Genomic DNA, 21,561 nt, shown 5'->3' with positions numbered 1-21,561 from the left:
TCCGAAGGACGGCGGACAGTCCGGTGGACTGTTCGGGGCGTCAAAGGGCGGAGCCCCGGATGCGCCCGGACCGTCCGGGACGGCAGAGGGCGGAACCCGGGATGCGTCCGGGCTCGGGCGAAGGGCCGCCATTGGGAGGCGACGCACGATGCGGACCGACGAGGTGATCCTGACCCCGCCCACGGCGCGTTCCCGAGCCGTTCCGACACGGTCCCACCCGGCCGGGCCGGCGGCCGCGCCTCCCCGGAATCATGCCGGCGTGATCGCTTTGGTTACCAATCGGAAACATATCCCGGGCTAGCTCGAAGATCGGAGGACCCCGACCGGGACATCGGGCGTCATGCGTGATAGACCACCCGGACTTCCGCCGACGTCACGGCAAGGAGAGACAGGCCAGATGGCAATCCCGACCCAGATTCTCGATCCGGTTCTCGCCGCGCCGGCGGGCCCGGGCCCGCGTCACGTCGCGATCATCATGGACGGCAACGGGCGCTGGGCGCAGCGTCGGGGACGGCCGCGCCTGCTCGGCCACCGCGCCGGCGCGCGACGGGTGCGCGAGATCGTGGCGGCCTGCCCGGATCTGGGCGTCGAATACGTCACCGTCTTCGCCTTCTCGACCGAGAACTGGAAGCGCACGCAGGACGAGGTTTCGGGCCTGATGTCGCTGTTCCGGCGCTACATCCAGACGGAGGCGGACACGCTGTTGCGGCAGGGGACGCGGGTGCGCTTCATCGGCGACCGGCTGCAGCTCGACGCCAAGCTGCGCGCATTGATGGACATGATCGAGGCGCTGACCGCGCACAACACGCGGGTGAACCTGACCGTGGCGCTCAATTACGGCGGCCGGGACGAAGTGGCGCGGGCGACCAAGCGCCTTGCCCGCGACGTGGCCTCCGGGCGGCTCGACCCCGAGAGCATTACCGACCAGACGCTGCCGCGCTATCTCGACACGCATGTCCTTCCCGACCCCGACCTCGTGATCCGCACCAGCGGCGAGGCGCGGATCTCCAACTTCCTGCTCTGGCAGTCCGCCTACGCGGAATACGAGTTCGTCGACACGCTCTGGCCCGATTTCACGCGGGATTGCTTCGAGGCGATCCTGTCGCGCTACGGCATGCGGGAGCGGCGCTACGGCGGGGTCCGCGCGTGAGCGATCGCGACCCCGCGCCGCAGGATCCGGAGGAAGAGCCGCCGCTCTTCGATTTCGCCCTGGAGCCGCCGATCGAGCCGAAGCTCGCGGGGCGGTTCCAGGATCTGGTTCCGCGCCTGGCGACGGCGGGGTTCCTGTTCGTCATCGGCGGGGCGGCGATCTGGATCGGCGGGGTGATCTTCGTCGTCCTGATCTCGGTCTGCGTCGGGCTGATGCTGTGGGAGCTCGCCACGATGCTGCGCTGCGGGCCGAAGCGCGCCAAGCTGATGGCGGGCGTGGGGGGCGGCGCGCTGTTCCTCGCCAACGTCGTGCCGGTGGGCTTCGGGCTGCCGCTCCTGATGCTCGTGCCGATGGCGGGAATCGCGTTCATCCGCAACCACCGCCGCATCATGGTCGCCTTCTCGGCGGCGATCGTGCTGTCGGGCCTGTCGCTCACGCAGCTCCTGACGACGTTCGGCCTGCCCTGGATGCTGTGGCTGATTTCCGTCGTGGTGATGTCGGACGTGGCGGGGTACTTCGCCGGCCGGATGCTGGGCGGGCCGAAATTCTGGCCGAAGGTCAGCCCGAAGAAGACGTGGTCGGGCACCATCGCGGGCTGGGTCGGCGCGGCGCTCGTGGGCTGGATCTGGCTCGTCTGGCAGGATGCGGGCTACGAGGTGATCGGCATCTCGGTCGCGCTGGCGATGATGGCGCAGATGGGCGACATCGCGGAATCGGCGGTGAAGCGGAAGATGGGCGTGAAGGACAGCTCGCAGCTCCTGCCGGGGCATGGCGGGCTTTTCGACCGGTTCGACGCGATGCTCGGCGCGGCGCTGATGCTCCTCGTGATCGACGCGCTGTCCGAGTTCCCGCCTGTCCCCGGGGTCGGATGACGGGGGCCATGCAGGCAGACCGTCGTCGGGTCTCGATCTTCGGAGCGACCGGCAGCATCGGGCAGAGCACGCTCGACCTGATCGCGCGGGCCCCCTCGGCCTACGAGGTCGTGGCGCTGACGGGTGGGGCGAATGTCGACCGGCTCGCCGCCGACGCGATCCGCCTGAAGGCCGGGATCGCGGTGACGGCCTATCCCGAACGCTTGCACGACCTGCGTGCGCGCCTCGCCGGAAGCGGCGTCGAGGCGGCGGCGGGGGAGGCCGCGCTTCTCGAGGCGGCGGACCGGCCGGCAAACTGGATCATGTCGGCGATCGTCGGCGCGGCGGGCCTGCCGCCGGGACTGCGCGCGCTGCGCCACGGCACGGTGCTTGCGCTCGCCAACAAGGAGAGCCTCGTCTGCGCCGGGCCCATCCTGATGGCGGAGGCCGCGCGGCACGGCGCCACCATCCTGCCGGTGGACAGCGAGCATTCCGCCGTGTTCCAGGCGCTCCGCGGCGAGGATATCGCCACGGTCGAGAAGGTGGTCATCACCGCGTCGGGCGGGGGGCTGCGCGACTGGCCGCTGGCGCGGCTGCCCCACGCCACGCCCGCGGAGGCCGGGGCGCATCCGAACTGGGACATGGGGCAGCGGATCACGATCGACTCCGCCTCGATGTTCAACAAGGCGATGGAGCTGATTGAGACGCACGAATTCTTCGGCCTTCCCCCCGAGCGGATCGAGACGATCGTCCATCCGCAGAGCCTGATCCACGCGCTCGTGCAGTTCTGCGACGGGGCGATGATGGCGCATCTCGGCGCCCCCGACATGCGCCACGCCATAGGTCATGCGCTGCATTGGCCCACGCGACAGGATCTGCCGGTGGCGCGGCTCGACCTTGCGGCGGTCGCGCGGCTCGATTTCGCGGCGCCCGATCCCGCGCGCTACCCGGCGCTCGCGCTGGCCGAGCGGGTGATGGCGACGGGCGGCCTCGCGGGGGCGGCGTTCAACGCCGCGAAGGAGGTTGCGCTCGATCTCTTCATTGGCGGCCGGCTGCCGTTCACGGAAATGGCGCCGCTCGTGGAACGGGTGCTCGACCGGATGGCGGCCGAGGGTTGCCTTGAAGCTCAAGGGCCGACGCTCGATATGGTGCTGCAGGCCGACCGGCTCGCCCGCGACCGTGCGGCCGACCTGGCCGGCACGTACGAGACCCCGAGACGCGCAGGACAGATGCCATGATCGCCTCCTTCCTCCCCGAATTCGGCGGCGCGATCTGGACGCTGCTGGCTTTCGTCGTGGCGCTGTCGGTGATCGTCGCGATCCACGAATACGGGCATTACATCGTCGGCCGCTGGTGCGGCATAAAGGCCGACGTGTTCTCGGTCGGGTTCGGCCCGGTGATCTGGTCGAAGATGGACCGGCACGGGACGCAGTGGCAGCTCGCGGCGCTGCCCCTGGGCGGGTACGTCAAGTTCCGGGGCGACGCGGACGCGACCTCGGTCGTCGCGGACGTGGAAATGCTGTCGCTCTCGCCGGAGGAGCGGGCGCAGACGATGACCGGCGCGGCGCTCTGGCGGCGGGCGGCCACCGTCGCCGCGGGGCCGGCCTTCAACTTCATCCTGTCGATCCTGATCTTCGCGGGCTTCGTCCTCGTGCTCGGACGCGCGGTGGACCGCCCCGTCGTGGGCGAGCTCGTGGCGCTTCCGCCGGGGATCGAGACGCTGCAGCCGGGCGACGAGATCCTCGCCATCGGCGACGTCCCCGTCGACACGATCGGCGATCTCGCGAACGTCGCGGCCGAGCAGCCGGACGGCGCGACGCTGCCCTACGAAATCCGCCGCGACGGGGCCGAGATCGCGGTCGAGGCCGCGCCGCCGATGCCCGCCCGGGCGGCGCAGGTGCAGCCGCGCTCGGCTGCCTGGGACGTGGGCATCCGCGGCGGCGACGTGATCGTCGCGATGGACGGCGTGCCGGTGGGCTCGTTTCAGGACCTGCAGGCCGCGACCCGCGCGGCGGACGGCGCCCCGATGGTCGTGGAGGTCTGGCGCCCGGACGGGGCCGGGGGCGAGACGCTCGACTTCACCGTCACGCCGCGGAGCATGGCGCTGCCGCTGGCCGATGGCGGGTTCGAGACGCGCTACCTGATCGGGATCAGCGGTGGCCTGTTCTTCGAGCCGGTGACCGAACGAGCCGGGCCGTTGGAGGCGCTGAGCTACGGCGTCAGCCAGACATGGTTCATCCTGACCTCCTCGATCTCGGCGCTGGGCCACATCGTCACCGGGCAGATCAGCACCTGCAACCTGTCGGGGCCCATCGGCATCGCCGAGACCTCCGGCGCGGCGGCGAGCCAGGGCTTCGAGACCTTCGTGTGGTTCATCGCCGGCCTCTCGGCCGCGGTGGGCATGCTCAACCTGTTCCCGATCCCGGTGCTCGACGGCGGACATCTCGTGTTCCATGCCTACGAGGCGGTGCGCGGCCGGCCGCCCTCGGACGGGGCGGTCCGCGTGCTGATGACGGCGGGGATCGCGATGATGGGCGCGCTGATGGTCTTCGCGCTCTGGAACGACATCTTCTGCTGACCATGCCGAACGGGTCCGCCCCGCGGAGCCGCTCGGGTGCGATGCGGCCGCGACCCCGCACGGGCGTCGGGAATGTCTGCAAACGAAGGATGCGGCACGGACTGCCTGCCCTTCGATGGTCTCCGGGGCGTCTTGCAAGGCGGGCTGACTTCGCGGCCACAGGTTCCCGTTCACGGCCCTGCGAGCTTTGACATGATCCGGACCACCCGGTAGGACCGACGGCAATAAGACCGAGATCGGGGCGGACGGACATGAGCGGACGGGGCAGGGCCTTTGCAGGGGCCGGTCGTAGGGCTTCGGCTCGCATTCTGGCGGTGTGGCGCGCGCTTCGGCTGACGCTTCTCGCGTTTCTCGGCGCGGTCGCCCTGACCGGGGCGGCGCTGGCGCAGACCTACAATTTCACCAGCTTCGAGGTGCAGGGCAACACCCGGATCGAGACCGCGTCGATCCTCTCCAATCTCGGCGTCACGCCGGGCCAGCCGATCACCGCGGGCGAGCTCAACGCCGGCTACCAGCAGTTGCAGGCTTCCGGTCTGTTCCGGAGCGTCGACCTGATGCCGCAGGGCAATCGCCTCGTGGTCATGGTGGAGGAGTTCCCGACCATCAACCGCGTCTCCATCGAGGGCAATGCGCGCATCCCCGACGACGCGCTCTATACCGTGATCCAGAGTCAGGAGCGGCGGGTCTACAACCCGGCCCTGGCCGAACAGGACGCCGCCGCCATCACCGAGGCCTATACGCTGGGCGGTCGGCTTTCGGCGACGGTGCAGCCCAGGATCATCGAGCGCAGCGAGAACCGCGTCGACCTCGTCTTCGAGGTGGCCGAGGGGCGCGTCGCGGAGATCGAGCGGATCAGCTTCGTCGGCAACCGCGCCTTCTCGGGCCGCCGCCTGCGCCGTGTCCTCGAGACGACACAGGCCGGTCTGTTCCGCGCGATCATCCGGTCGGACACCTTCGTCGCCGACCGGGTCGCGGTGGACACGCAGCTCCTGCGCGACTTCTACCTGTCGCGCGGCTATGCCGACATCCAGATCCTCTCGGCCACGCCGGAGCTTTCGCCCGACCGCGACGCCTATTTCCTGACCTTCCGCATCCAGGAGGGGCAGCAATTCCGCTTCGGCCGGGTCGGCGCCACCTCCGTGCTGCCGGAGATCGACCTCGCCCGGTACCAGTCCGAGATCCGCGTCGGTCCCGGCGATCTCTTCACGCCGCAGGCGATCGACCGGACGGTGCAACGGCTCGAGCTGCTGGCCACGCAGCAGGGCCGGACCTTCATCCGCGTGCGCCCCGAGTTCAGCCGCAACCCGAGCGACCTGACGATCAACACGACCTTCGTGATCGAGCGCGGGCCGCGCGTCTTCGTCGAGCGTATCGACATCGAGGGCAACGCCACGACGCTCGACCGGGTGATCCGGCGCGAATTCGCGACTGTGGAGGGCGACCCGTTCAACCCGCGCGAGATCCGCGCCGCCGCCGATCGCATCCGCGCGCTCGGCTATTTCGCACAAGCGGATGTGACGGCCCGCGAGGGCTCCACCGAAGAGCAGGTTATCCTCGACGTCGACGTGGAGGAGCAGCCGACCGGCGCGCTCGGCTTCGGGGTGAACTACTCGGTGCAGCGCGGCGCGGGCGTCGCCTTCAACTTCTCGGAGTCGAACTTCCTCGGCCGCGGGCAGACGCTGAACTTCGACATCGACACCGCCTCGGACAATTCGAGCTCGCAGATCAGTTTCATCGAGCCGTACTTCCTCAACCGCGACCTCGCCCTCAGCCTCTCGGTCTTCTACACCCGCAACTCGCAGGACAACCTGACCTTCGACAGCCGGATCGCGGGCTTCCGCACGGGGATCGACTTCCCGTCCGGCGAGTTCAGCCGGCTTGGCCTCTATTACGGGATCAAGCGCGACGAGCTCGACGCGCGCGACGGGGTCGAGCTCTCGCCCATCCTGCTCGAGGACGAGGGCGAAGCAGTGACTTCCTTCGTCGGCTACAGCTGGACCTACAGCACGATCGGGCGCGGACTCGACCCGACGCGCGGCTACCGGCTGCGCTTCGGTCAGGAATTCGCCGGCGTCGGCGGCGACGAGGAATACGTGCAGACGACCTTCGCGACCACCGCGCAACGGACGGTGCGCAACGAGGAGGTCATCCTGAACGCGACGCTGGAGGGCGGTACGCTGGTCAACCTGCGCGACGGCAATTCGCGGGAATCGAACCGCTTCTTCAACAACCAGTCGATCATCCGCGGCTTCGAGGCCGGCGGCATCGGACCGCGCGACCTGAACTTCTCGGACGACGCGCTCGGCGGCAACACCTTCCTCGCCGCACGGCTGGAGGCACAGTTCCCGATCGGCCTCATCCCCGAGGAATACGGCGTGACCGGCGCGACCTTCGTCGATGCCGGCTCCGTCTGGGGGCTCGACGACACCTCCGCCTCCGGGCCGATCCCGATCGACGACGACTTCTACCTGAACTCCGCCGTCGGCGTGGGCGTCCTGTGGGACACGGCGATCGGACCGCTGCGGTTCAACTTCACCCGCGCGATCCGCAAGCGGGATTACGACCTGGATCAGAACTTCGACCTGACGATCCAGACGCGGTTCTGATGCGCGCCCTGCTGCTCGCTGCGGCGCTGGCGGCGGGGCCCGCCGTCGCGCAGGACGCGCTTCCCGTTGCGGAGCCGCCCGCGGCCGTGCCGAGCTCCCCCGTCGTCGTGCTCGACCGCGATGCGCTCTACGCGCGCAGCGCCTTCGGCCGCCGCGTCGCCGCCGATGTCGAGGCGGCCTCCAACGATCTCGCGGCCGAGAACCGGCGTCTCGAATCCGAGCTCGAAGCCGAGGAGCGGGCGCTGACCGCGCGGCGCGAGACGATGGAGCCCGACGCCTTCCGCGAACTGGCGGCCGAGTTCGACACCCGCGTCACCGCCATCCGGCAGGCGCAGGACGCGAAGGCCCGCGCCATCGCCCAGCAGACCGAGCGCGCGCAGGCGCTGTTCCTGGAGCAGGCCAATCCGATCCTTGTCGAACTGGCGCGGGAGGCCGACGCGCTGGTGATCCTCGACAAGCGGTTCGCCATCGCCTCGGCCGACGAAATCGACATCACGGCGCGTGCGCAGGCGCGGATCGACGCCGCCCTGGGCGACGGCGCGGGCCTGCGCCCGATGGCGCCGCGGCCGCGGCCGCCGTCGGGCGAGGGATCGCCGGCGCCGGGCGCGGAGCCCGAACCTGTTGCCCCGCGTCCGGACCCGGGCTAGGACCGGCGGCGCCAGACAGGGGGGCACAGGGGGGCCGATGACGACCGAAGCCGACATTCAGCTGATCCAGCGGATCATTCCGCACCGGTATCCCTTCCTCCTGGTCGACCGGGTCCGGGACATCGTGGCGAACACGTCCGCCGTGGGCATCAAGAACGTCACCGCCAACGAGCCGTATTTCCAGGGTCATTTCCCCGGCACCCCGATCATGCCGGGCGTGGCCATCATCGAGGCGATGGCGCAGACGACCGGCGTCCTCGTCGGGATCAGCAACGATCTGATCGACCGCGAGGCGCTGATCTACTTCATGTCGATCGAGAAGGCCAAGTTCCGCCGCAAGGTGGTGCCCGGTGACGTGCTGGAGATGCAGGTCGACGTCACGCGCGGCAAGCCCGGCGGCAAGGTCTGGCGCTTCCACGGCATAGCGCGCGTCGAGGGCGAGGTCGCGGCCGAGGCCGAGTTCGCGGCGATGATCGACCTGTCGAAGGACGCCGCGAAGGCCGGGGCGTGAGCGTCGACCCCACCGCGCGGGTCCATCCCTCCGCCATCGTCGAGGACGGCGCCACCATCGGCGCCGGTGCGGTCGTGGGCCCGTTCTGCATCGTCGGCGCGGACGTGACGCTCGGGGCGGATGTCGAGCTGCGCAGCCATGTCGTCGTCACCGGCTGGACCGACGTGGGCGCGGGCAGCGTGATCTTTCCCTTCGCCTCGATCGGCGAGGTGCCGCAGGACCTCAAGTTCTCCGGTGAGCGGACGAAGCTCATCATCGGCGCGCGCAACCGCATCCGCGAGCACGTCACGATGAATCCCGGCACGGCCGGCGGCGGCGGCGAGACGGTGGTGGGCGATGACGGGCTTTTCATGGCCGGTTGCCACGTCGCGCATGATTGCCGGATCGGGAACCGGGTGATCATCGTGAACCAGAGCGCGGTCGCGGGTCATTGCCAGGTGGAGGACGACGTCATCATCGGCGGCCTGTCGGGTATCCACCAATGGGTGCGGATCGGGCAAGGCGCGATCATCGGCGCGCTCAGCATGGTGACGAACGACGTCGTGCCCTACGGGCTCGTCGCCGGACCGCGGGCGGAGCTCGACGGGCTCAACCTCGTCGGGCTGAAGCGCCGGGGGGTGGCGCGGGAGGACATCCAGGCGCTGCGCATCGCGCTGCTGACCCTGAAGCAGGGGGAGGGGACCTTCGTCGAGCGGGCGCGTCGGCTGGGCGACGAGACCGGAAGCGACTATGTGCGCCGCATGGTCGCCTTCATCACCGGCGCCTCGGATCGCAGCTTTCTGGTCCCGAAATGAACCTCGCCCTGATCGCGGGGGCGGGTCGCCTGCCCGCGACGCTCGCCGCCGCGCTGGCAGGGCGGGACTGGCGCGCGTGGCATCTCGAGGGCTTCGCACCGGAGGGGCTCGCCTCCGTGCCGTTCCGCGTCGAGACGTTGGGAAGCCTGATCGCCACGCTGCGGGCGGAGGGCGTGTCGGAGGTCTGCTTCGCCGGCCGCATCGCCCGGCCCGAACTCAACCCGTCGGCGCTCGACATGGCGACGGTGCCGCTCGTGCCGCGGATGATGCAGGCGCTCGGGCAGGGGGATGACGCCGCGCTCCGCACCGTGATCGCCTTCTTCGAGGAGGCGGGGCTCAGAATCGTCGCGCCGCAGGATCTCGCCCCCGGCCTTCTCGACGTGCCGAACGTCGGCGCGCCGTCCGAGCGCGACCGCGCCGACATCGCCCGTGCCGTGGCCGTGCATCGCGCGCTTGCGCCGCTCGATGTCGGACAGGGCTGCGTCGTGGCGCGCGGGCAGGTGCTGGCGGTAGAGGCGATGCCGGGAACGGACTGGATGCTCGAAAGCCTTGGCCGTATTGAGGGCCGCCCCGGGGGCGGCGTGCTCTACAAGGCGGCCAAGGCCGGGCAGGACCGGCGGATCGACATGGCCACGATCGGGCCGGAGACCGTGACACGCGCGGCCCAGGCCGGGCTCGCGGGGATCGCCGTGGCGGCGGGCGACGTGCTGGTCCTCGACCCGGATGCGTTGCGCCATCGGCTTGCGGCGACGGGCCTGTTCCTCGCGCCCGCATGACGCGGCTGTTCCTGATTGCGGGCGAGTCGTCGGGCGACCGACTGGGCGCGGCGCTGATCCGGGGTCTGCGGACGCTCGAGCCGGGGGTCGAACTGCACGGGATCGGCGGACCGGAGATGATCGCCGAGGGCTTCGAGAGCCTGTTCCCGATGGAGACGTTGTCGGTGATGGGACTGGCCGAGGTGGTGCCCCGTCTGCCCGACCTGTTCCGCCGTCGCGACGCCGCCGTCGCCGCCATCGCCGACCTGCGCCCCGACGCGCTGGTCACGATCGACAGCCCGGATTTCTGCCTCCGCGTCGCGCGGAAGGCCCGTGCGGCGCGCCTTGACCTCCCCACGATCCACTACGTCGCGCCCTCCGTCTGGGCCTGGCGGGCCGGACGGGCGGCGAAGATGGCGCGCGTCGTGGACCATGTCCTGGCGCTCCTGCCGTTCGAGCCGCCCTTCATGGAGGCCGCGGGCATGAGCTGCGACTTCGTGGGTCATCCGGTCGTGGCGGACCCGCAGGCGAGCGAGGCCGAACGCGCGGCGTTCCGCGCCGAGGCGGGGGGCGAGGTCGCGCTCGTCCTGCCGGGGTCGCGCCGGGGCGAGGTGACACGGCTCGCCCCGATCTTCGGCGCGGCGCTGGAACGCCTGCCCGAGGGCACGCGTGTCGCCGTGCCGGCCGTCCCGCATCTGGAACAGACCGTCCGCGACCTGATCCGCACATGGCCCGGCGACCCGATGCTTGTGACGGACCCGGTCCGGAAGCGCGCGGCCTTCGGCGCGGCCCGTGCGGCGCTCGCGGCCTCGGGGACGGTCAGCCTCGAACTCGCGGCGGCCGGCACGCCGATGGTGATCGCCTACGACATGAACTGGTTCAGCCGACAGATCGTCAGCCGCATGCTGAAGGTCGACACGGTGACGCTCGTCAACCTGATCGCGGGCCGCAAGGTCGTGCCCGAGTTCCTCGGCCCCGCCTGCCGGCCCGGCCCGGTCGGGGAGGCTTTCGCGCGGCTGATCTCGGTGCCCTCGGAACGGGACGCCCAGGCGGCAGCGCTCGACGGCGCGATGACGGCGCTCGGCCGCGGAGGCGCGGCACCGGGCCTGCGCGCGGCGCGCTCGGTCATGGCGCATCTGTCGAAGTGACTTGCGGGGCGCGTCCATCGCGTCTATCCCGCCTCTCGGAGCACCCATAGCTCAGCTGGATAGAGCGCTGCCCTCCGAAGGCAGAGGTCTCAGGTTCGAATCCTGATGGGTGCGCCAGTTTCCCTCGGCTCGGTGTTCGGCGAATCCTGCGGTGGCGCCGTATCGTGGCGACGCGTTCGGCCTGCGCATCGCGTTCGTGGCGTGGTGGCAACGAGGGTGCGACCGCCCTGTCAGGACATCGTCCGCTGAGCCCCGCCCACAGGCGGTGTCGATCGGAGTTAACCAATTGCCCGATATCCGGATGTTTTTATTCGTTTCGATTGGGTATGAAAGGTTCACTCGCCAGCGCCGGACGGGACGGGTCGATCGGCCAGAGTGGCACCATTTCGTGCCAAGCACACAAGACCATTTTGAAACGAGGAATTATTTCATGTTGCGTTCCATCCTTCTCGCCGCCACCGCGTCTCTCGGACTTGCCGGGGCGGCCCATGCCGCGACCCAGACCTTCGATCTTTCGAATGGCGGTTCCGATACACAGGCTGTCCGTACGTACACGCAGGGTGACCTCACGCTGAACGTGACCGCGGCCACGTACTCGTATGATCACGGCACCAAGACCTATGCGTTCGGAGCCGAGACGGTCGGCACGCAGAGCTATGATTACGGTCTGGGCGTAAAGAGCTATTGGGGCGACAACCACGAGGTCGATGGCTTCTTGAAGAACGAGGCGATCGTCCTGAGCTTCAGCAAGGCGGTTCGCCTCGACACGCTGAAGTTCTCCTATGTCGACACCAATGACCACTTCGGGCTCTTCACCGGTGACGAGAAAACCTACGAGGGGTATGCGCGCATCGGCAATGGTTTCTTCTCGAACTACGACTTCCAGAACGACTACACGAACACGGTCTTCGCGATCGGTGCCTATCAGTCCGACGACGACTGGAAGATGAAGAAGATCACCGTCTCCTACGACGACACGCCGACCCCTTCGCCGGTGCCGCTTCCTGCCGCGGCCTGGATGCTGATCGCCGGGATCGGCGGGCTCGCCGCCATGGGGCGTCGCAAGGGCTGAACCGGCCCTATGTGAGAAATTGCATACGGGCGGCCTGCTGGGCCGCCCGTCATGCATTTGCATCTCCGGAATTGTCAGATCAGGCGGACCTGCGCCCCGATCGGGGTCAACGCGTAGAGCTCCGCGATCTTTTCGTTGTACAGCCCGATGCAGCCGGAGGAGGAGCGCCGGCCGATCTTGCGCGTATCGTGCGTGCCGTGGATCAGGTAGGCCGGCCAGTCGAGATACATCGCGTGGGTGCCGAGCGGATTGTCGAGCGCCCCGCCCTCGACCGTGATCGGCAGTTCGGGATTGCGCTCGCGCATGTTCGCGGTCGGCGTCCAGCTCGGCGCGACGGCCTTTCGGACGATCTCCGAATAGCCGCGCCGCGTGAGCTCGTCCGTCATCGGCACGGAGGTCGGGTAGAGCCTGTAGAGCGACCCGTCCCCCGACCAGAAATGCAGGGCGCGGGACGTCGTGTCGGCGATGATCGTGGCCGCTCCGAGCGTGTCGAAATGGTCCTGCCAATTGATGACCTGAAAGCTCGAGGCGTTTCGGCGCGTGCTGGTCGGCCCGGTGACGCCACCGAAATCCTCTGCCGTGTACTGGGCGCGCGCGAGCGCCGGCGCGGCGAGCGCGGCTGCGGCGGACAGGATCAGGGTGCGACGGTTCGTCATGCGGATCGCTCCTTCAGGGACTTCGTTCATGGTAGCAATGCCGACGGGAAGGTTTAAGCTCGGTTACGATCACGTTTGCGGGGGCATGGCATTTCTGCCGCGGCCCGCCCCGTTCCGATGCGCCGTCACGGCCCGGCGAAGTTCCGTCTCGACCCGTCGCAGCAGGACGTCGTTGTCGAACCGGGCTTCCGCCGTCGCGCGGGCGGCGCGGGTCATCCCGGACTGGTCGCCACTCAGCGCGCGGTGCAACTGGTCGGTGAAGCCCGCGAGATCGTGTTCCTCGGACAGCCAGCCGTTCACGCCGTGATCGACCGCCTCCGGAATGCCGGCGTGGCGGGTCGAGACGACGATGCAGCCGCAGGCCAGCGCCTCCTGAATGGCGGTCGGGAGCCCTTCGGCATCGCCGGACGGGCCCACCACGGAATGTTGCAGGAAGACTTCGGATCGCGCGAGCGCTTCCCGGACACGGTCGTGGGGAAGGGCGCCCTCGAAGGTCACGCGATCCGTAACCCCGAGTTCCGCCGCGAGGGCTTTGGTCGGCGCCAGAAGCGGGCCGTCCCCGATCACCTGCAGATGCGCGTCCGGCATTCCCTGCGTGGCGTCGGCGAAGGCGCGCAATGTGGTCAGGGGGGACTTCTTCTCCACCATGCGCCCGACCATCACGCAGGACCGGGGCGTCTTGTCGCCCGGACGGAACCTTCGGATATCGACGCCGGACGGCACGACATGCGCATTCGGATGCGTCAGACCCGCGGCGGCAAGCTCCTGAAGGAGGAACTCGCTGACCGCGAAGATGCCGTCCAGGAGCGGCAGGAGATTGCGGTAGCCTCGCAGGCGCCGCGGCTTGCGCAGCTCCTCCGTGGCGTCGCGGCCCCGGAAATATGCGTAGCAGGGCACGTCCATCTCCGCGGCGAGCGGCGCGATCTTGGCGATGCGGCTGCCGAACTCGCACAGGACGATATCCACGCGTTCCTCCCGGATGAACCGTCGCAGCGCTTCCTTACCGCGACCGAACGGGACGTGGGAGGTTCCGAACCGGGCCTGGTTCCGAAGCCGCTCGGGCAAAGCGAGGAGCGCGGCAAGCCCACGGTCGCGCGAAGCCGAGAGATTGTGTATCGCCTTGCCATAGGGGTTCTCGCCCGAGGCCGCGTCGGTGGAGATCACACAGGTATTACCGCCGAACATATGCTCGATATGCCGGTTCACGAAGGTCTGGCCGGGCAGGGGATGGGTCCCGACGAAGAGACAGACGCGGGGATCGCTCATCGGGAGGACCAGACGGACCGGCCATCCGCGACGTGCTTGTCGAGCCCGCGGGCCGCGCGCCATTCCCGGCCATCGTCCGTCAGAAGCAGCCCTCCGTCCGGCGCCTTCAGGAAACGGCAGCGGTATCTTTCCAACCAGTCGTTGAGTTCGGGGTTCATCGGTCGTCGCATCTGCTTCTCGGGGTCGAGCGTCGCGTCCATACGTAGGGCACAGGCCCTAAGAAATGAACCGTCCGCAAGGGCCGGGCCGGTATTGAAGAGCGGAACGCGTCGTTTACGATGCAGCAGACCCCACAGGACCGGATACCGGTGTCTCGTCTCGCTGTAGACCCGTTCTCCCTTGCGCCCGTGGTGGTTGTTTCTGAAACAGACCATCGTCGTCTTGCCATCCAAGAAACGCCGGGCGGCATCGAGGTCAATCTCGTGCAGGCATGTCCAGTCATCCTCGAGATGCAGGACCGGACCGTCCGGTACGCGCGTCCAGAGGCGTATCACGGCCGCACCAAAGCTCGCGGTCTCGGGCTCGACGATCTTGGCTTCAGGAAAATGCGCCCGCACGACGTCGCGACATTCCGTCTGAGCCCGCGCATCGCCCATGACCGGGTCGAGATTGACGAACACGGGACCGACCGGGAATCCTTGCCGCAGGGCTTCGGCGAACGACGCGAGGGTTCGTGCCAACAGGTCGGGTCTGCGCACCGCAGTCAACGTGACCGCTCCATGAAACACCGGATTCGTCATGCTTCCATTCGATCACTCGTGCCTTTCGCGTTCGTATCGAGCTTCCGCCCGAATTGCGATCATGGGTTTCCACAAGTGTCTCCAGCGCGAAGCTCTACGCGTGGACGCCTTGACCGATTGACGCTTTTCTAACGATTGACCGGCAGAAGGACCGCGTGCGGTTTCTTCTCCTCTCCCTCCTGCTGCTTGGCGGTTGCGGCCTGTTCGGGCCACGGCACGATCCGGACACCCACGTGCCGACCTGCGACGACGTCGCTGCGTTGGCCGACGTCATCGTGCTGGGCCGGATGCGCGGCCAGTCCCGGTTCGAGCAGCGCCAGCTCGTCGAGCGCGGCTCGCCGCTGGTCACGATCCACGAGAGCCAGATCGAGAGCGTCTACGACTGGCCCCGGCCGACCAGCTCGTCGGAATGGCGGCAGTTGCGCGAAGTCGCGGTCGTCGCGGCGCACGAGAACTGCATCAACCGTCCCGTCCTGACGCTCAGAGGCCTCCGCCTGCGTTAGACGGCCCGCGTTCCGGTCTCCGACGCTTGACAGGAGGGGGTGGGGGCGCGACGCTTCGCACAGGCGTTGCGGAGGAGCTCACAGATGTTCGTCACCCAGATCCTCAATTCGAAGGCGCACAAGGGCGTCCTCACCATCGATCCGTCGGCGAGCATCGCCGACGCCGTGGCCGAACTGGCCGCGCGGCGGATCGGCGCGCTGGTCGTGAGCGAGGACGGACGACGCGCGCAGGGTATCCTGTCGGAACGCGACATCGTCCGCGAGCTCGGCCGCGAAGGGGGCGAGGTCCTGACGCGCAGCGTCGGCGACTTGATGACGACGGAGCTCAAGACCTGCGCGCCCGGCGACGACGCCCAGGCGATCCTGTCGGCCATGACCGAAGGCCGGTTCCGGCACATGCCGGTGGAGGAGGACGACCTTCTCATCGGGCTGATCAGCCTCGGCGATGTCGTGAAGGCGCGGCTGAGCGAGGTGTCGATGGAGAAGGACGCACTCGAATCGATGATCGCGGGGACCTGAGCGGGTCCGTGTCCCCCGACCGCGCGGCGCTGGAGGCGCGGTGGCTCGACCTGACGCGCGTTCGTCTGCCACGGGCGGCGCGTCCGGACTGGCCCGTCCGGCTCGACCATTGCTTCCAGCGCATCCTTCTCGATCATGCCACGGGCGGGGTCTGGTACGACAGTATCGCGCGGCGACCGGCTTACGCCCATGCGCCGGATGACGTGCTCGCGCGGGCCGTCGCCCTGGGCGAAGACGTCCTGTCGGGCCGCGCCGATCTCGCGACGCTCAACGCGCAAAGCCTGCGTTGGCGGGGCAAGGTCCGGGCATGAGACCCGGGCTCTTGCGCTCTTCCGAGCGGCATGGCACGCAGCGCGCAACATTGTTGCGGGAGTAGCCCATGCGCACCGGTCTCTATCCCGGCACGTTCGATCCGGTCACGTTGGGTCACCTCGACATCATCCGTCGTGCCTGCACGCTGGTGGACCGGCTGGTGATCGGCGTGGCGATCAATCGCGACAAGAGTCCGCTCTTCCCGCTCGACGAGCGCGTGGCGATGGTGGAAGCGGAGGTCGCGCGCTGGTCGGCGGAGACCGGGACCGAGATCGTCACCCATCCGTTCGAGAACCTGCTCATCGATTGCGCCGCCGATGTGGGCGCGCAGATCATCGTCCGCGGCCTGCGCGCGGTGGCGGATTTCGAGTACGAGTACCAGATGGTCGGCATGAACCGGCAGCTCAACGATCGGATCGAGACCGTGTTCCTCATGGCCGAGGCGCAGCATCAGGCGATCGCGTCCAAGCTCGTGAAGGAGATCGCCCGGCTCGGCGGCGATGTCGGCGCCTTCGTGACGCCGGAGGTCGACCGCGCGCTCTCCGCGAAGTTCGCGCGCTAGACCGTCGCGCCCCGGGAGAGTGCGGCGACGCCGGTCCGTGCCATCTCGACCAGTCCGATTGGGCGCATCAGCTCCGCGAAGGCGTCGATCTTGCCGACATCCCCGGTGATCTCGAAGACGAAGCTGTCGAGTGTGGAATCGACCACGTTGGCGCGGAAGATCTCCGCCAGCCGCAGCGCCTCGATCCGCTTGTCCCCCGTCCCCTGCACCTTGAAGAGCGCCAGCTCCCGTTCCACCGCCTTCCCCTCGACGGTGAGGTCGCGAACGTCGTGGACCGGCACGATCCGGCCGACCTGCGCCTTGATCTGCTCGATCACCTGCGGCGTGCCGGTCGTGACGACGGTGATCCGCGACGTGTGCCCCTCGTGATCCACCTCGGCCACGGTCAGGCTCTCGATGTTGTAACCACGTCCGGAGAAGAGCCCGATCACCCGGGCGAGCACGCCGGCCTCGTTATCCACCAGCACCGCCAGCGTATGCCGCTCCTGCACGTCCGAGAAGGTCGGGCGAAGGTTATAGGCGGAATGGCTGGTGGAGCCTTTCTTCAGCTTTAGCGGCGGCATGTCTCTCTCCGTACGGCGTCAGCGCGTTTTGCATCGTTTTGCGCGGCAGGGTAAGCCCGCCGCGCGTCGTTCAAACCAGCACCGCCCCCGTCGCGTTGATCGCGCCCTGCATCTTGGCGTTGGCCATCAGCATCTCGTTATGCGCTTTGCCCGAGGGGATCATCGGGAAGCAGTTCTCGTGCTTCTCGACCAGGCAGTCGAAGATCACCGGCCCGTCGTGGTCGAGCATCTCCGTGATCGCGTCGTCGAGATCGGCAGGGTCCTGACAGCGGATGCCCTTCGCCCCGAACGCCTCCGCGAGCTTCACGAAGTCCGGCAGCGCTTCCGACCAGCTCTGCGAATAGCGCTCGCCGTGCAGCAGCTCCTGCCACTGGCGCACCATGCCAAGTCGCTCGTTGTTCAGGATGAACTGCTTCACCGGCAGGCGGTACTGCACCATCGTGCCCATCTCCTGCATGTTCATCAGCCACGACGCCTCGCCCGCGACGTTGATGACGAGGCTCTCGGGGTGGGCGACCTGCACGCCCATCGAGGCCGGCTGGCCGTAGCCCATCGTGCCGAGGCCACCGGAAGTCATCCAGCGGTTCGGCGCCTCGAACCCCATGTATTGCGCGGCCCACATCTGGTGCTGGCCGACCTCGGTGCAGATGTAGCGGTCGCGATCTTTGGTCAGCGCCTCCAGGCGGGAGACGGCGTATTGCGGCTTGATGATTGCGCCCTCCTGCTTGAAGTCGAGGCAGCGGACGTCGCGCCATTCCTGCACGCGCTTCTGCCAGGCCCCCAGCGGTCCCGCATTGGTCCGGCTGCCCCGCGCCTTCCAGAGCGCCAGCGCCTCCTCCAGCACATGCGCGACATCGCCGAGGATCGGCACATCGGCCTTGATGACCTTGTTGATGGAGGACGGGTCGATGTCGATGTGGACCTTGCGCGAATTGGGCGAGAACGCGTCGATGCGCCCGGTGATCCGGTCGTCGAACCGCGCGCCCACGTTAATGAGCAGATCGCAGCCATGCATCGCCATGTTGGCCTCGTAGGTGCCGTGCATGCCGAGCATGCCGAGCCACCTGTCACCCGAGGCCGGGTAGGCGCCGAGCCCCATCAGGGTCGAGGTGATCGGGAACCCCGTCGACTCCACCAGCTCGCACAGGAGCCGGCTCGCCTCGGGGCCGGAATTGATGACGCCACCACCGGTATAGAAGACCGGCCGCTCCGCGCCTTCCATCAGCGCGACCAAGCGTTCGATTTCCACCGGGTCGCCCTGCAGGCGCGGCCGGTAATGCGAGGTGGAGACCTTTGTCGGCGGCAGGTATCCGGCGGAGGCGAACTGCACGTCCTTCGGGATGTCGACGAGGACCGGGCCGGGCCGACCGGACCGCGCGACGTGGAACGCCTCGTGGAGGACACCCGACAGGTCCGCCGTGTCCTTCACCAGCCAGTTGTGCTTGGTGCACGGCCGCGTGATGCCGACGGTGTCGGCCTCCTGGAACGCGTCCGAGCCAATCATGAAGGTCGGAACCTGGCCCGAGATGACGAGGATCGGAATGGAATCCATCAGCGCATCGGTGAGGCCGGTCACGGCGTTCGTCGCCCCCGGCCCGGAGGTCACGAGTGCCACACCGACCTTGCCGGTCGAACGGGCATAGCCCTCGGCGGCGTGGACGGCGGCCTGCTCGTGACGGACAAGGAAGTGCCGGATCTCGTTCTGCTGGAAGATCTCGTCGTAGATCGGCAGGACTGCGCCGCCGGGATAGCCGAATACCGCGTCGACCCCCTGATCCTTGAGCGCCTTCACGACCATCTGCGCGCCGGTCATCTGCCGTCCACCGATGTTCTTGGTCATTGCCTTCGTCCTTTGCGTTCCACGAAAAACCCCCGGAGGGGTCAGCTCCGGGGGCACATGGTTACCGATATGGTCGTCGCTATCTGCGACCCATGCACCCTGTTCCAATAATTACGAGAAGTCGTGTCATCGTCATCTCCACTGGCGCGACCATACCGACGGGGCCGGGGGCGTCAACCGCCCTATTCGGAGAAAATTGCCGCACGCGTGCCGCAGTGGATGGATTGTTGCGTCCGCGCGGGTCCACCCGGACTTGCAGAGCGGGTGGGGGCATGCCACGCCCCTGTCCATGAACGCGATCAGAGACAACCTCGCCCGCGGCGTCACGCGCGGCCTGTGGCAGAACCTGCCGGGCCCGGAGGCGGCGGACCTCGCGGCGCGCGTGGGCTTCGACTGGATCGTCATCGACGGCGAGCACGGTGCCTGGGACCCGGGCGACATCCGCCGCCGCCTGATCGCGGCCCCCGACGCGATCGTGCGGGTGCCCGCGAACGAGGCGTGGCTCCTGAAACAAGTGCTCGACCTCGGCGCCCGCACCGTCCTCGTGCCGATGGTGAACAGCGCGGAGGAAGCCCGCGCGGCGGTGGCCGCCTGCCGCTACCCGCCCGACGGCATTCGCGGCAAGGGTGCGGCCTTCGCACGGGCAGGGATGTACTCGCTCGATTCCGGCTACGAGGCGCAGGCCAATGCGGAGATCTCGGTCTGGGTGCAGGCCGAGAGCCGCGCCGCGCTCGACGCGCTCGAAGACATCGCCGCGGTGGAGGGCGTCGATTGCGTGTTCTTCGGACCCGGCGACCTTTCGGCCGACATGGGGGCATCGCCGTCCGACCCGGCGGTGATCGCAGTCCTCGAGAACGCGATCGCGCGGCTGGTTGCGGTCGGCACGCCCGCCGGCATCTTCGCCGCCGATCCCGAACGCTGGGCTCGCGCCGGCGCACGGGCGGTCGCCCTCGGCAGCGACGCGGTCGTGCTGGCGCAAGGTCTGCGCGCGCTGCTGTGAGATACCTGTCGGCACGCGGCATCCGGGCGGCATGGGAGCCGGGCTCCGGCCATCTGCCCGAACTCGTGATCGACGGCGCCGATACGCTCTGGTCGGCACCTTGGCGGGACGATCCGGCGATCCAGTCCGACGCGTCGATCCCGGTGGTCGAGCGTCGCCTCGGCGGCACCTTCGTATGCCTGCCCTTCGGCCGCGATGACCGTGCCGGCGGCCCGATACATGGAGCGGTCGCCAACGCCCCCTGGCAAATCCGTCGCGCCAGCCCGTCCGCGCTGACGGCGACCTGCGCGACGCCGTATGGTCGCGTCGCCGCGACGATCGCGGTCCGGGACAATCATCCCGTTCTCTACCAGACCCATATCCTCGACCTCGCCGCGCCGGCAAGCTTCGCGCATCATCCGATCGTCCATTGCGCCGCGGGTGGTCAATTGTCCGCCCCACCGCCTCGCGCGGTCCTGACCTTCGACGCCGAAGCCCCGGTCTTCGCCCGGAACGCCCGGTCGGACGGCTGGGAGATCGGCGGCCGCGACCTGCGCGAGATCCCGCGCGAGACCTGCGAGGACTTCGCGACCATCGTCGCCCGGCCCGGTCTCGGCTGGACGGGCCTCGCGCGTCACGCGGAGGGCGACACGATCCTGTCGCTGCGCCGGACGGAACAGCTTCCGGTGACGAATGTCTGGATGTCGAGCGGAGCCCGCAGCCATGCCCCGTGGTACGGCCAGCGCGGTCTCGTCGGCATCGAGGACGCGATCTCCGCCGGGGCCGAAAGCTTCACCGTCGCGCGTGCCGGCACATCCCGCATCGCCGCCGAGGGCGTGCCGACCTGCCTGCCGCCCGGACGTCACGTGATCCCGCACGCAATCGTCCGGATCGCGGGCAGCCACGAGATCCTCGAAATCGTATCCGACGGCGATGCGCTCGCGATCACGACGGCGACGCGAACGCTGCGCATCCCTTTCGACGGGCGCCACCTCGCATGATCCTGATCGACGCCGACGCCTGTCCCGTGAAGCGCGAGATCACCGAGACCGCGCTGCGACGGAACGTCCAGGCGATCTTCGTCGCGGGCACCTATCTGCGCCTCACCGACCATCCGCTCGTCAAGCTCTTCGTCGCGGGCGACGGCTTCGACGCGGCGGACGACGCCATCGCCGCGGTTGCCAAGCCCGGCACCGTCACGATCACCGCCGACATCCCGCTCGCGGAGCGCGTGCTGAAGGCCGGCGGCGCGGCGCTCGATCCGCGGGGGCGGGAGTTCACGCTTGAGAGCATCGGCGAAACCGTGGCGACCCGCGACCTGATGCATGAGCTCCGCCCCGGCATGGAGGGCATGACCGGCGGGCAGGGCGGGGGTCCGCGGCCCTACGGCCCCCGCGACCGTGCCGCCTTCAAGAACGCGCTCGACCGCATCCTCACCCGGCTCGCCCGCGCCTGACGTCTTTGCTTTCGAAATATCCCCGCCGGAGGCGCAGGCTCATGCCGGGCGTT

Annotated in this window: 23 protein-coding genes and 1 tRNA gene; 19 read left to right on the top strand and 5 right to left on the bottom strand. The window is 68.8% G+C overall.

The window, feature by feature from the left end; all coding sequences use genetic code 11:
• The first annotated feature begins 397 nt into the window (after window positions 1-397).
• The 12 genes from uppS (at window position 398) to Q1A87_RS15805 (ending at window position 12,112) form a co-directional block, all read left to right on the top strand.
• The gene (gene uppS, locus Q1A87_RS15860; RefSeq protein ID WP_299653307.1) at window positions 398-1,150 is read left to right on the top strand and encodes a polyprenyl diphosphate synthase; all 753 of its coding nucleotides are present in this window, start codon (window positions 398-400) and stop codon (window positions 1,148-1,150) included.
• Complete coding sequence (locus Q1A87_RS15855; protein WP_299653304.1) at window positions 1,147-2,022, top strand: phosphatidate cytidylyltransferase; 876 nt, start codon at window positions 1,147-1,149, stop codon at window positions 2,020-2,022. The genes uppS and Q1A87_RS15855 overlap by 4 nt, the downstream gene beginning before the upstream one ends.
• 8 nt (window positions 2,023-2,030) lie before the next feature.
• Entirely contained in the window at window positions 2,031-3,239 is a 1,209-nt protein-coding gene (gene dxr, locus Q1A87_RS15850; RefSeq protein WP_299653301.1) for a 1-deoxy-D-xylulose-5-phosphate reductoisomerase, read from the top strand.
• Entirely contained in the window at window positions 3,236-4,579 is a 1,344-nt protein-coding gene (gene rseP / locus Q1A87_RS15845) for an RIP metalloprotease RseP (RefSeq protein ID WP_299653298.1), read from the top strand. Before dxr ends, rseP begins: the two co-directional genes overlap by 4 nt.
• Before the next feature lie 314 nt (window positions 4,580-4,893).
• A complete protein-coding gene (gene bamA, locus Q1A87_RS15840; protein WP_363323009.1) occupies window positions 4,894-7,185 on the top strand; it encodes an outer membrane protein assembly factor BamA in 2,292 nt (763 codons plus the stop codon).
• Window positions 7,185-7,832 (top strand): OmpH family outer membrane protein, encoded by a 648-nt coding sequence (locus Q1A87_RS15835; protein WP_299653292.1) that lies wholly within the window; start codon window positions 7,185-7,187, stop codon window positions 7,830-7,832. Before bamA ends, Q1A87_RS15835 begins: the two co-directional genes overlap by 1 nt.
• Window positions 7,833-7,869: 37 nt before the next feature.
• Window positions 7,870-8,343, top strand: coding sequence for a 3-hydroxyacyl-ACP dehydratase FabZ (gene fabZ / locus Q1A87_RS15830; RefSeq protein ID WP_299653289.1), 474 nt, complete (start codon window positions 7,870-7,872; stop codon window positions 8,341-8,343).
• The gene (gene lpxA, locus Q1A87_RS15825; RefSeq protein WP_299653286.1) at window positions 8,340-9,137 is read left to right on the top strand and encodes an acyl-ACP--UDP-N-acetylglucosamine O-acyltransferase; all 798 of its coding nucleotides are present in this window, start codon (window positions 8,340-8,342) and stop codon (window positions 9,135-9,137) included. Before fabZ ends, lpxA begins: the two co-directional genes overlap by 4 nt.
• Entirely contained in the window at window positions 9,134-9,913 is a 780-nt protein-coding gene (gene lpxI, locus Q1A87_RS15820) for a UDP-2,3-diacylglucosamine diphosphatase LpxI (protein ID WP_299653282.1), read from the top strand. Before lpxA ends, lpxI begins: the two co-directional genes overlap by 4 nt.
• A complete protein-coding gene (gene lpxB / locus Q1A87_RS15815) occupies window positions 9,910-11,040 on the top strand; it encodes a lipid-A-disaccharide synthase (RefSeq protein WP_299653279.1) in 1,131 nt (376 codons plus the stop codon). Before lpxI ends, lpxB begins: the two co-directional genes overlap by 4 nt.
• A 40-nt stretch (window positions 11,041-11,080) precedes the next feature.
• A tRNA-Arg gene (locus Q1A87_RS15810) sits at window positions 11,081-11,157 on the top strand.
• Between the two features lie 34 nt (window positions 11,158-11,191).
• Window positions 11,192-12,112 (top strand): VPLPA-CTERM sorting domain-containing protein, encoded by a 921-nt coding sequence (locus Q1A87_RS15805; RefSeq protein ID WP_299653276.1) that lies wholly within the window; start codon window positions 11,192-11,194, stop codon window positions 12,110-12,112.
• A gap of 74 nt (window positions 12,113-12,186) precedes the next feature.
• On the opposite strand, the gene Q1A87_RS15800 is transcribed toward Q1A87_RS15805, so the two are convergent.
• The 3 genes from Q1A87_RS15800 to Q1A87_RS15790 all read right to left on the bottom strand — a co-directional run bounded on the left by Q1A87_RS15800 (window position 12,187) and on the right by Q1A87_RS15790 (window position 14,774).
• On the bottom strand, window positions 12,187-12,768 hold the full coding sequence (locus Q1A87_RS15800; RefSeq protein ID WP_299653273.1) for a L,D-transpeptidase: 582 nt from the start codon (window positions 12,766-12,768) through the stop codon (window positions 12,187-12,189).
• 69 nt (window positions 12,769-12,837) lie between these two features.
• Complete coding sequence (locus Q1A87_RS15795; RefSeq protein ID WP_299653270.1) at window positions 12,838-14,034, bottom strand: glycosyltransferase; 1,197 nt, start codon at window positions 14,032-14,034, stop codon at window positions 12,838-12,840.
• Window positions 14,031-14,774, bottom strand: coding sequence for a hypothetical protein (locus Q1A87_RS15790; protein ID WP_299653267.1), 744 nt, complete (start codon window positions 14,772-14,774; stop codon window positions 14,031-14,033). Before Q1A87_RS15790 ends, Q1A87_RS15795 begins: the two co-directional genes overlap by 4 nt.
• Before the next feature lie 155 nt (window positions 14,775-14,929).
• On the opposite strand from Q1A87_RS15790, the gene Q1A87_RS15785 reads away from it, so the two are divergent.
• The 4 genes from Q1A87_RS15785 to coaD all read left to right on the top strand — a co-directional run bounded on the left by Q1A87_RS15785 (window position 14,930) and on the right by coaD (window position 16,670).
• The gene (locus Q1A87_RS15785) at window positions 14,930-15,277 is read left to right on the top strand and encodes a hypothetical protein (RefSeq protein ID WP_299653264.1); all 348 of its coding nucleotides are present in this window, start codon (window positions 14,930-14,932) and stop codon (window positions 15,275-15,277) included.
• An 84-nt stretch (window positions 15,278-15,361) separates the two neighbouring features.
• Window positions 15,362-15,796, top strand: coding sequence for a CBS domain-containing protein (locus Q1A87_RS15780; protein WP_299653261.1), 435 nt, complete (start codon window positions 15,362-15,364; stop codon window positions 15,794-15,796).
• Window positions 15,797-15,804: 8 nt separating this feature from the next.
• Window positions 15,805-16,107 carry a hypothetical protein gene (locus Q1A87_RS15775; RefSeq protein ID WP_299653258.1) on the top strand — a complete coding sequence of 101 codons (303 nt, stop codon included), beginning with the start codon at window positions 15,805-15,807 and terminating at the stop codon, window positions 16,105-16,107.
• A gap of 68 nt (window positions 16,108-16,175) precedes the next feature.
• On the top strand, window positions 16,176-16,670 hold the full coding sequence (gene coaD / locus Q1A87_RS15770; protein ID WP_299653254.1) for a pantetheine-phosphate adenylyltransferase: 495 nt from the start codon (window positions 16,176-16,178) through the stop codon (window positions 16,668-16,670).
• On the opposite strand, the gene ilvN is transcribed toward coaD, so the two are convergent.
• Window positions 16,667-17,233, bottom strand: coding sequence for an acetolactate synthase small subunit (gene ilvN / locus Q1A87_RS15765; protein ID WP_299653251.1), 567 nt, complete (start codon window positions 17,231-17,233; stop codon window positions 16,667-16,669). The genes coaD and ilvN overlap by 4 nt on opposite strands.
• 70 nt (window positions 17,234-17,303) lie before the next feature.
• The gene (locus Q1A87_RS15760; RefSeq protein WP_299653248.1) at window positions 17,304-19,073 is read right to left on the bottom strand and encodes an acetolactate synthase 3 large subunit; all 1,770 of its coding nucleotides are present in this window, start codon (window positions 19,071-19,073) and stop codon (window positions 17,304-17,306) included.
• 289 nt (window positions 19,074-19,362) lie between these two features.
• On the opposite strand from Q1A87_RS15760, the gene Q1A87_RS15755 reads away from it, so the two are divergent.
• Genes Q1A87_RS15755 through Q1A87_RS15745 form a run of 3 tightly spaced genes read left to right on the top strand, consistent with a single transcriptional unit; the run spans window position 19,363 to window position 21,508 of the window.
• The gene (locus tag Q1A87_RS15755) at window positions 19,363-20,073 is read left to right on the top strand and encodes an aldolase/citrate lyase family protein (protein ID WP_299653245.1); all 711 of its coding nucleotides are present in this window, start codon (window positions 19,363-19,365) and stop codon (window positions 20,071-20,073) included.
• Entirely contained in the window at window positions 20,070-21,053 is a 984-nt protein-coding gene (locus tag Q1A87_RS15750; RefSeq protein WP_299653241.1) for a hypothetical protein, read from the top strand. The genes Q1A87_RS15755 and Q1A87_RS15750 overlap by 4 nt, the downstream gene beginning before the upstream one ends.
• Window positions 21,050-21,508 carry a YaiI/YqxD family protein gene (locus Q1A87_RS15745; protein WP_299653238.1) on the top strand — a complete coding sequence of 153 codons (459 nt, stop codon included), beginning with the start codon at window positions 21,050-21,052 and terminating at the stop codon, window positions 21,506-21,508. Before Q1A87_RS15750 ends, Q1A87_RS15745 begins: the two co-directional genes overlap by 4 nt.
• Window positions 21,509-21,561 lie beyond the last annotated feature (53 nt).

The sequence above is a fragment of the uncultured Jannaschia sp. genome (genome assembly GCF_947494055.1).
GTDB lineage: Bacteria > Pseudomonadota > Alphaproteobacteria > Rhodobacterales > Rhodobacteraceae > Jannaschia.
This window is presented reverse-complemented; position numbering and strand designations above follow the sequence as displayed.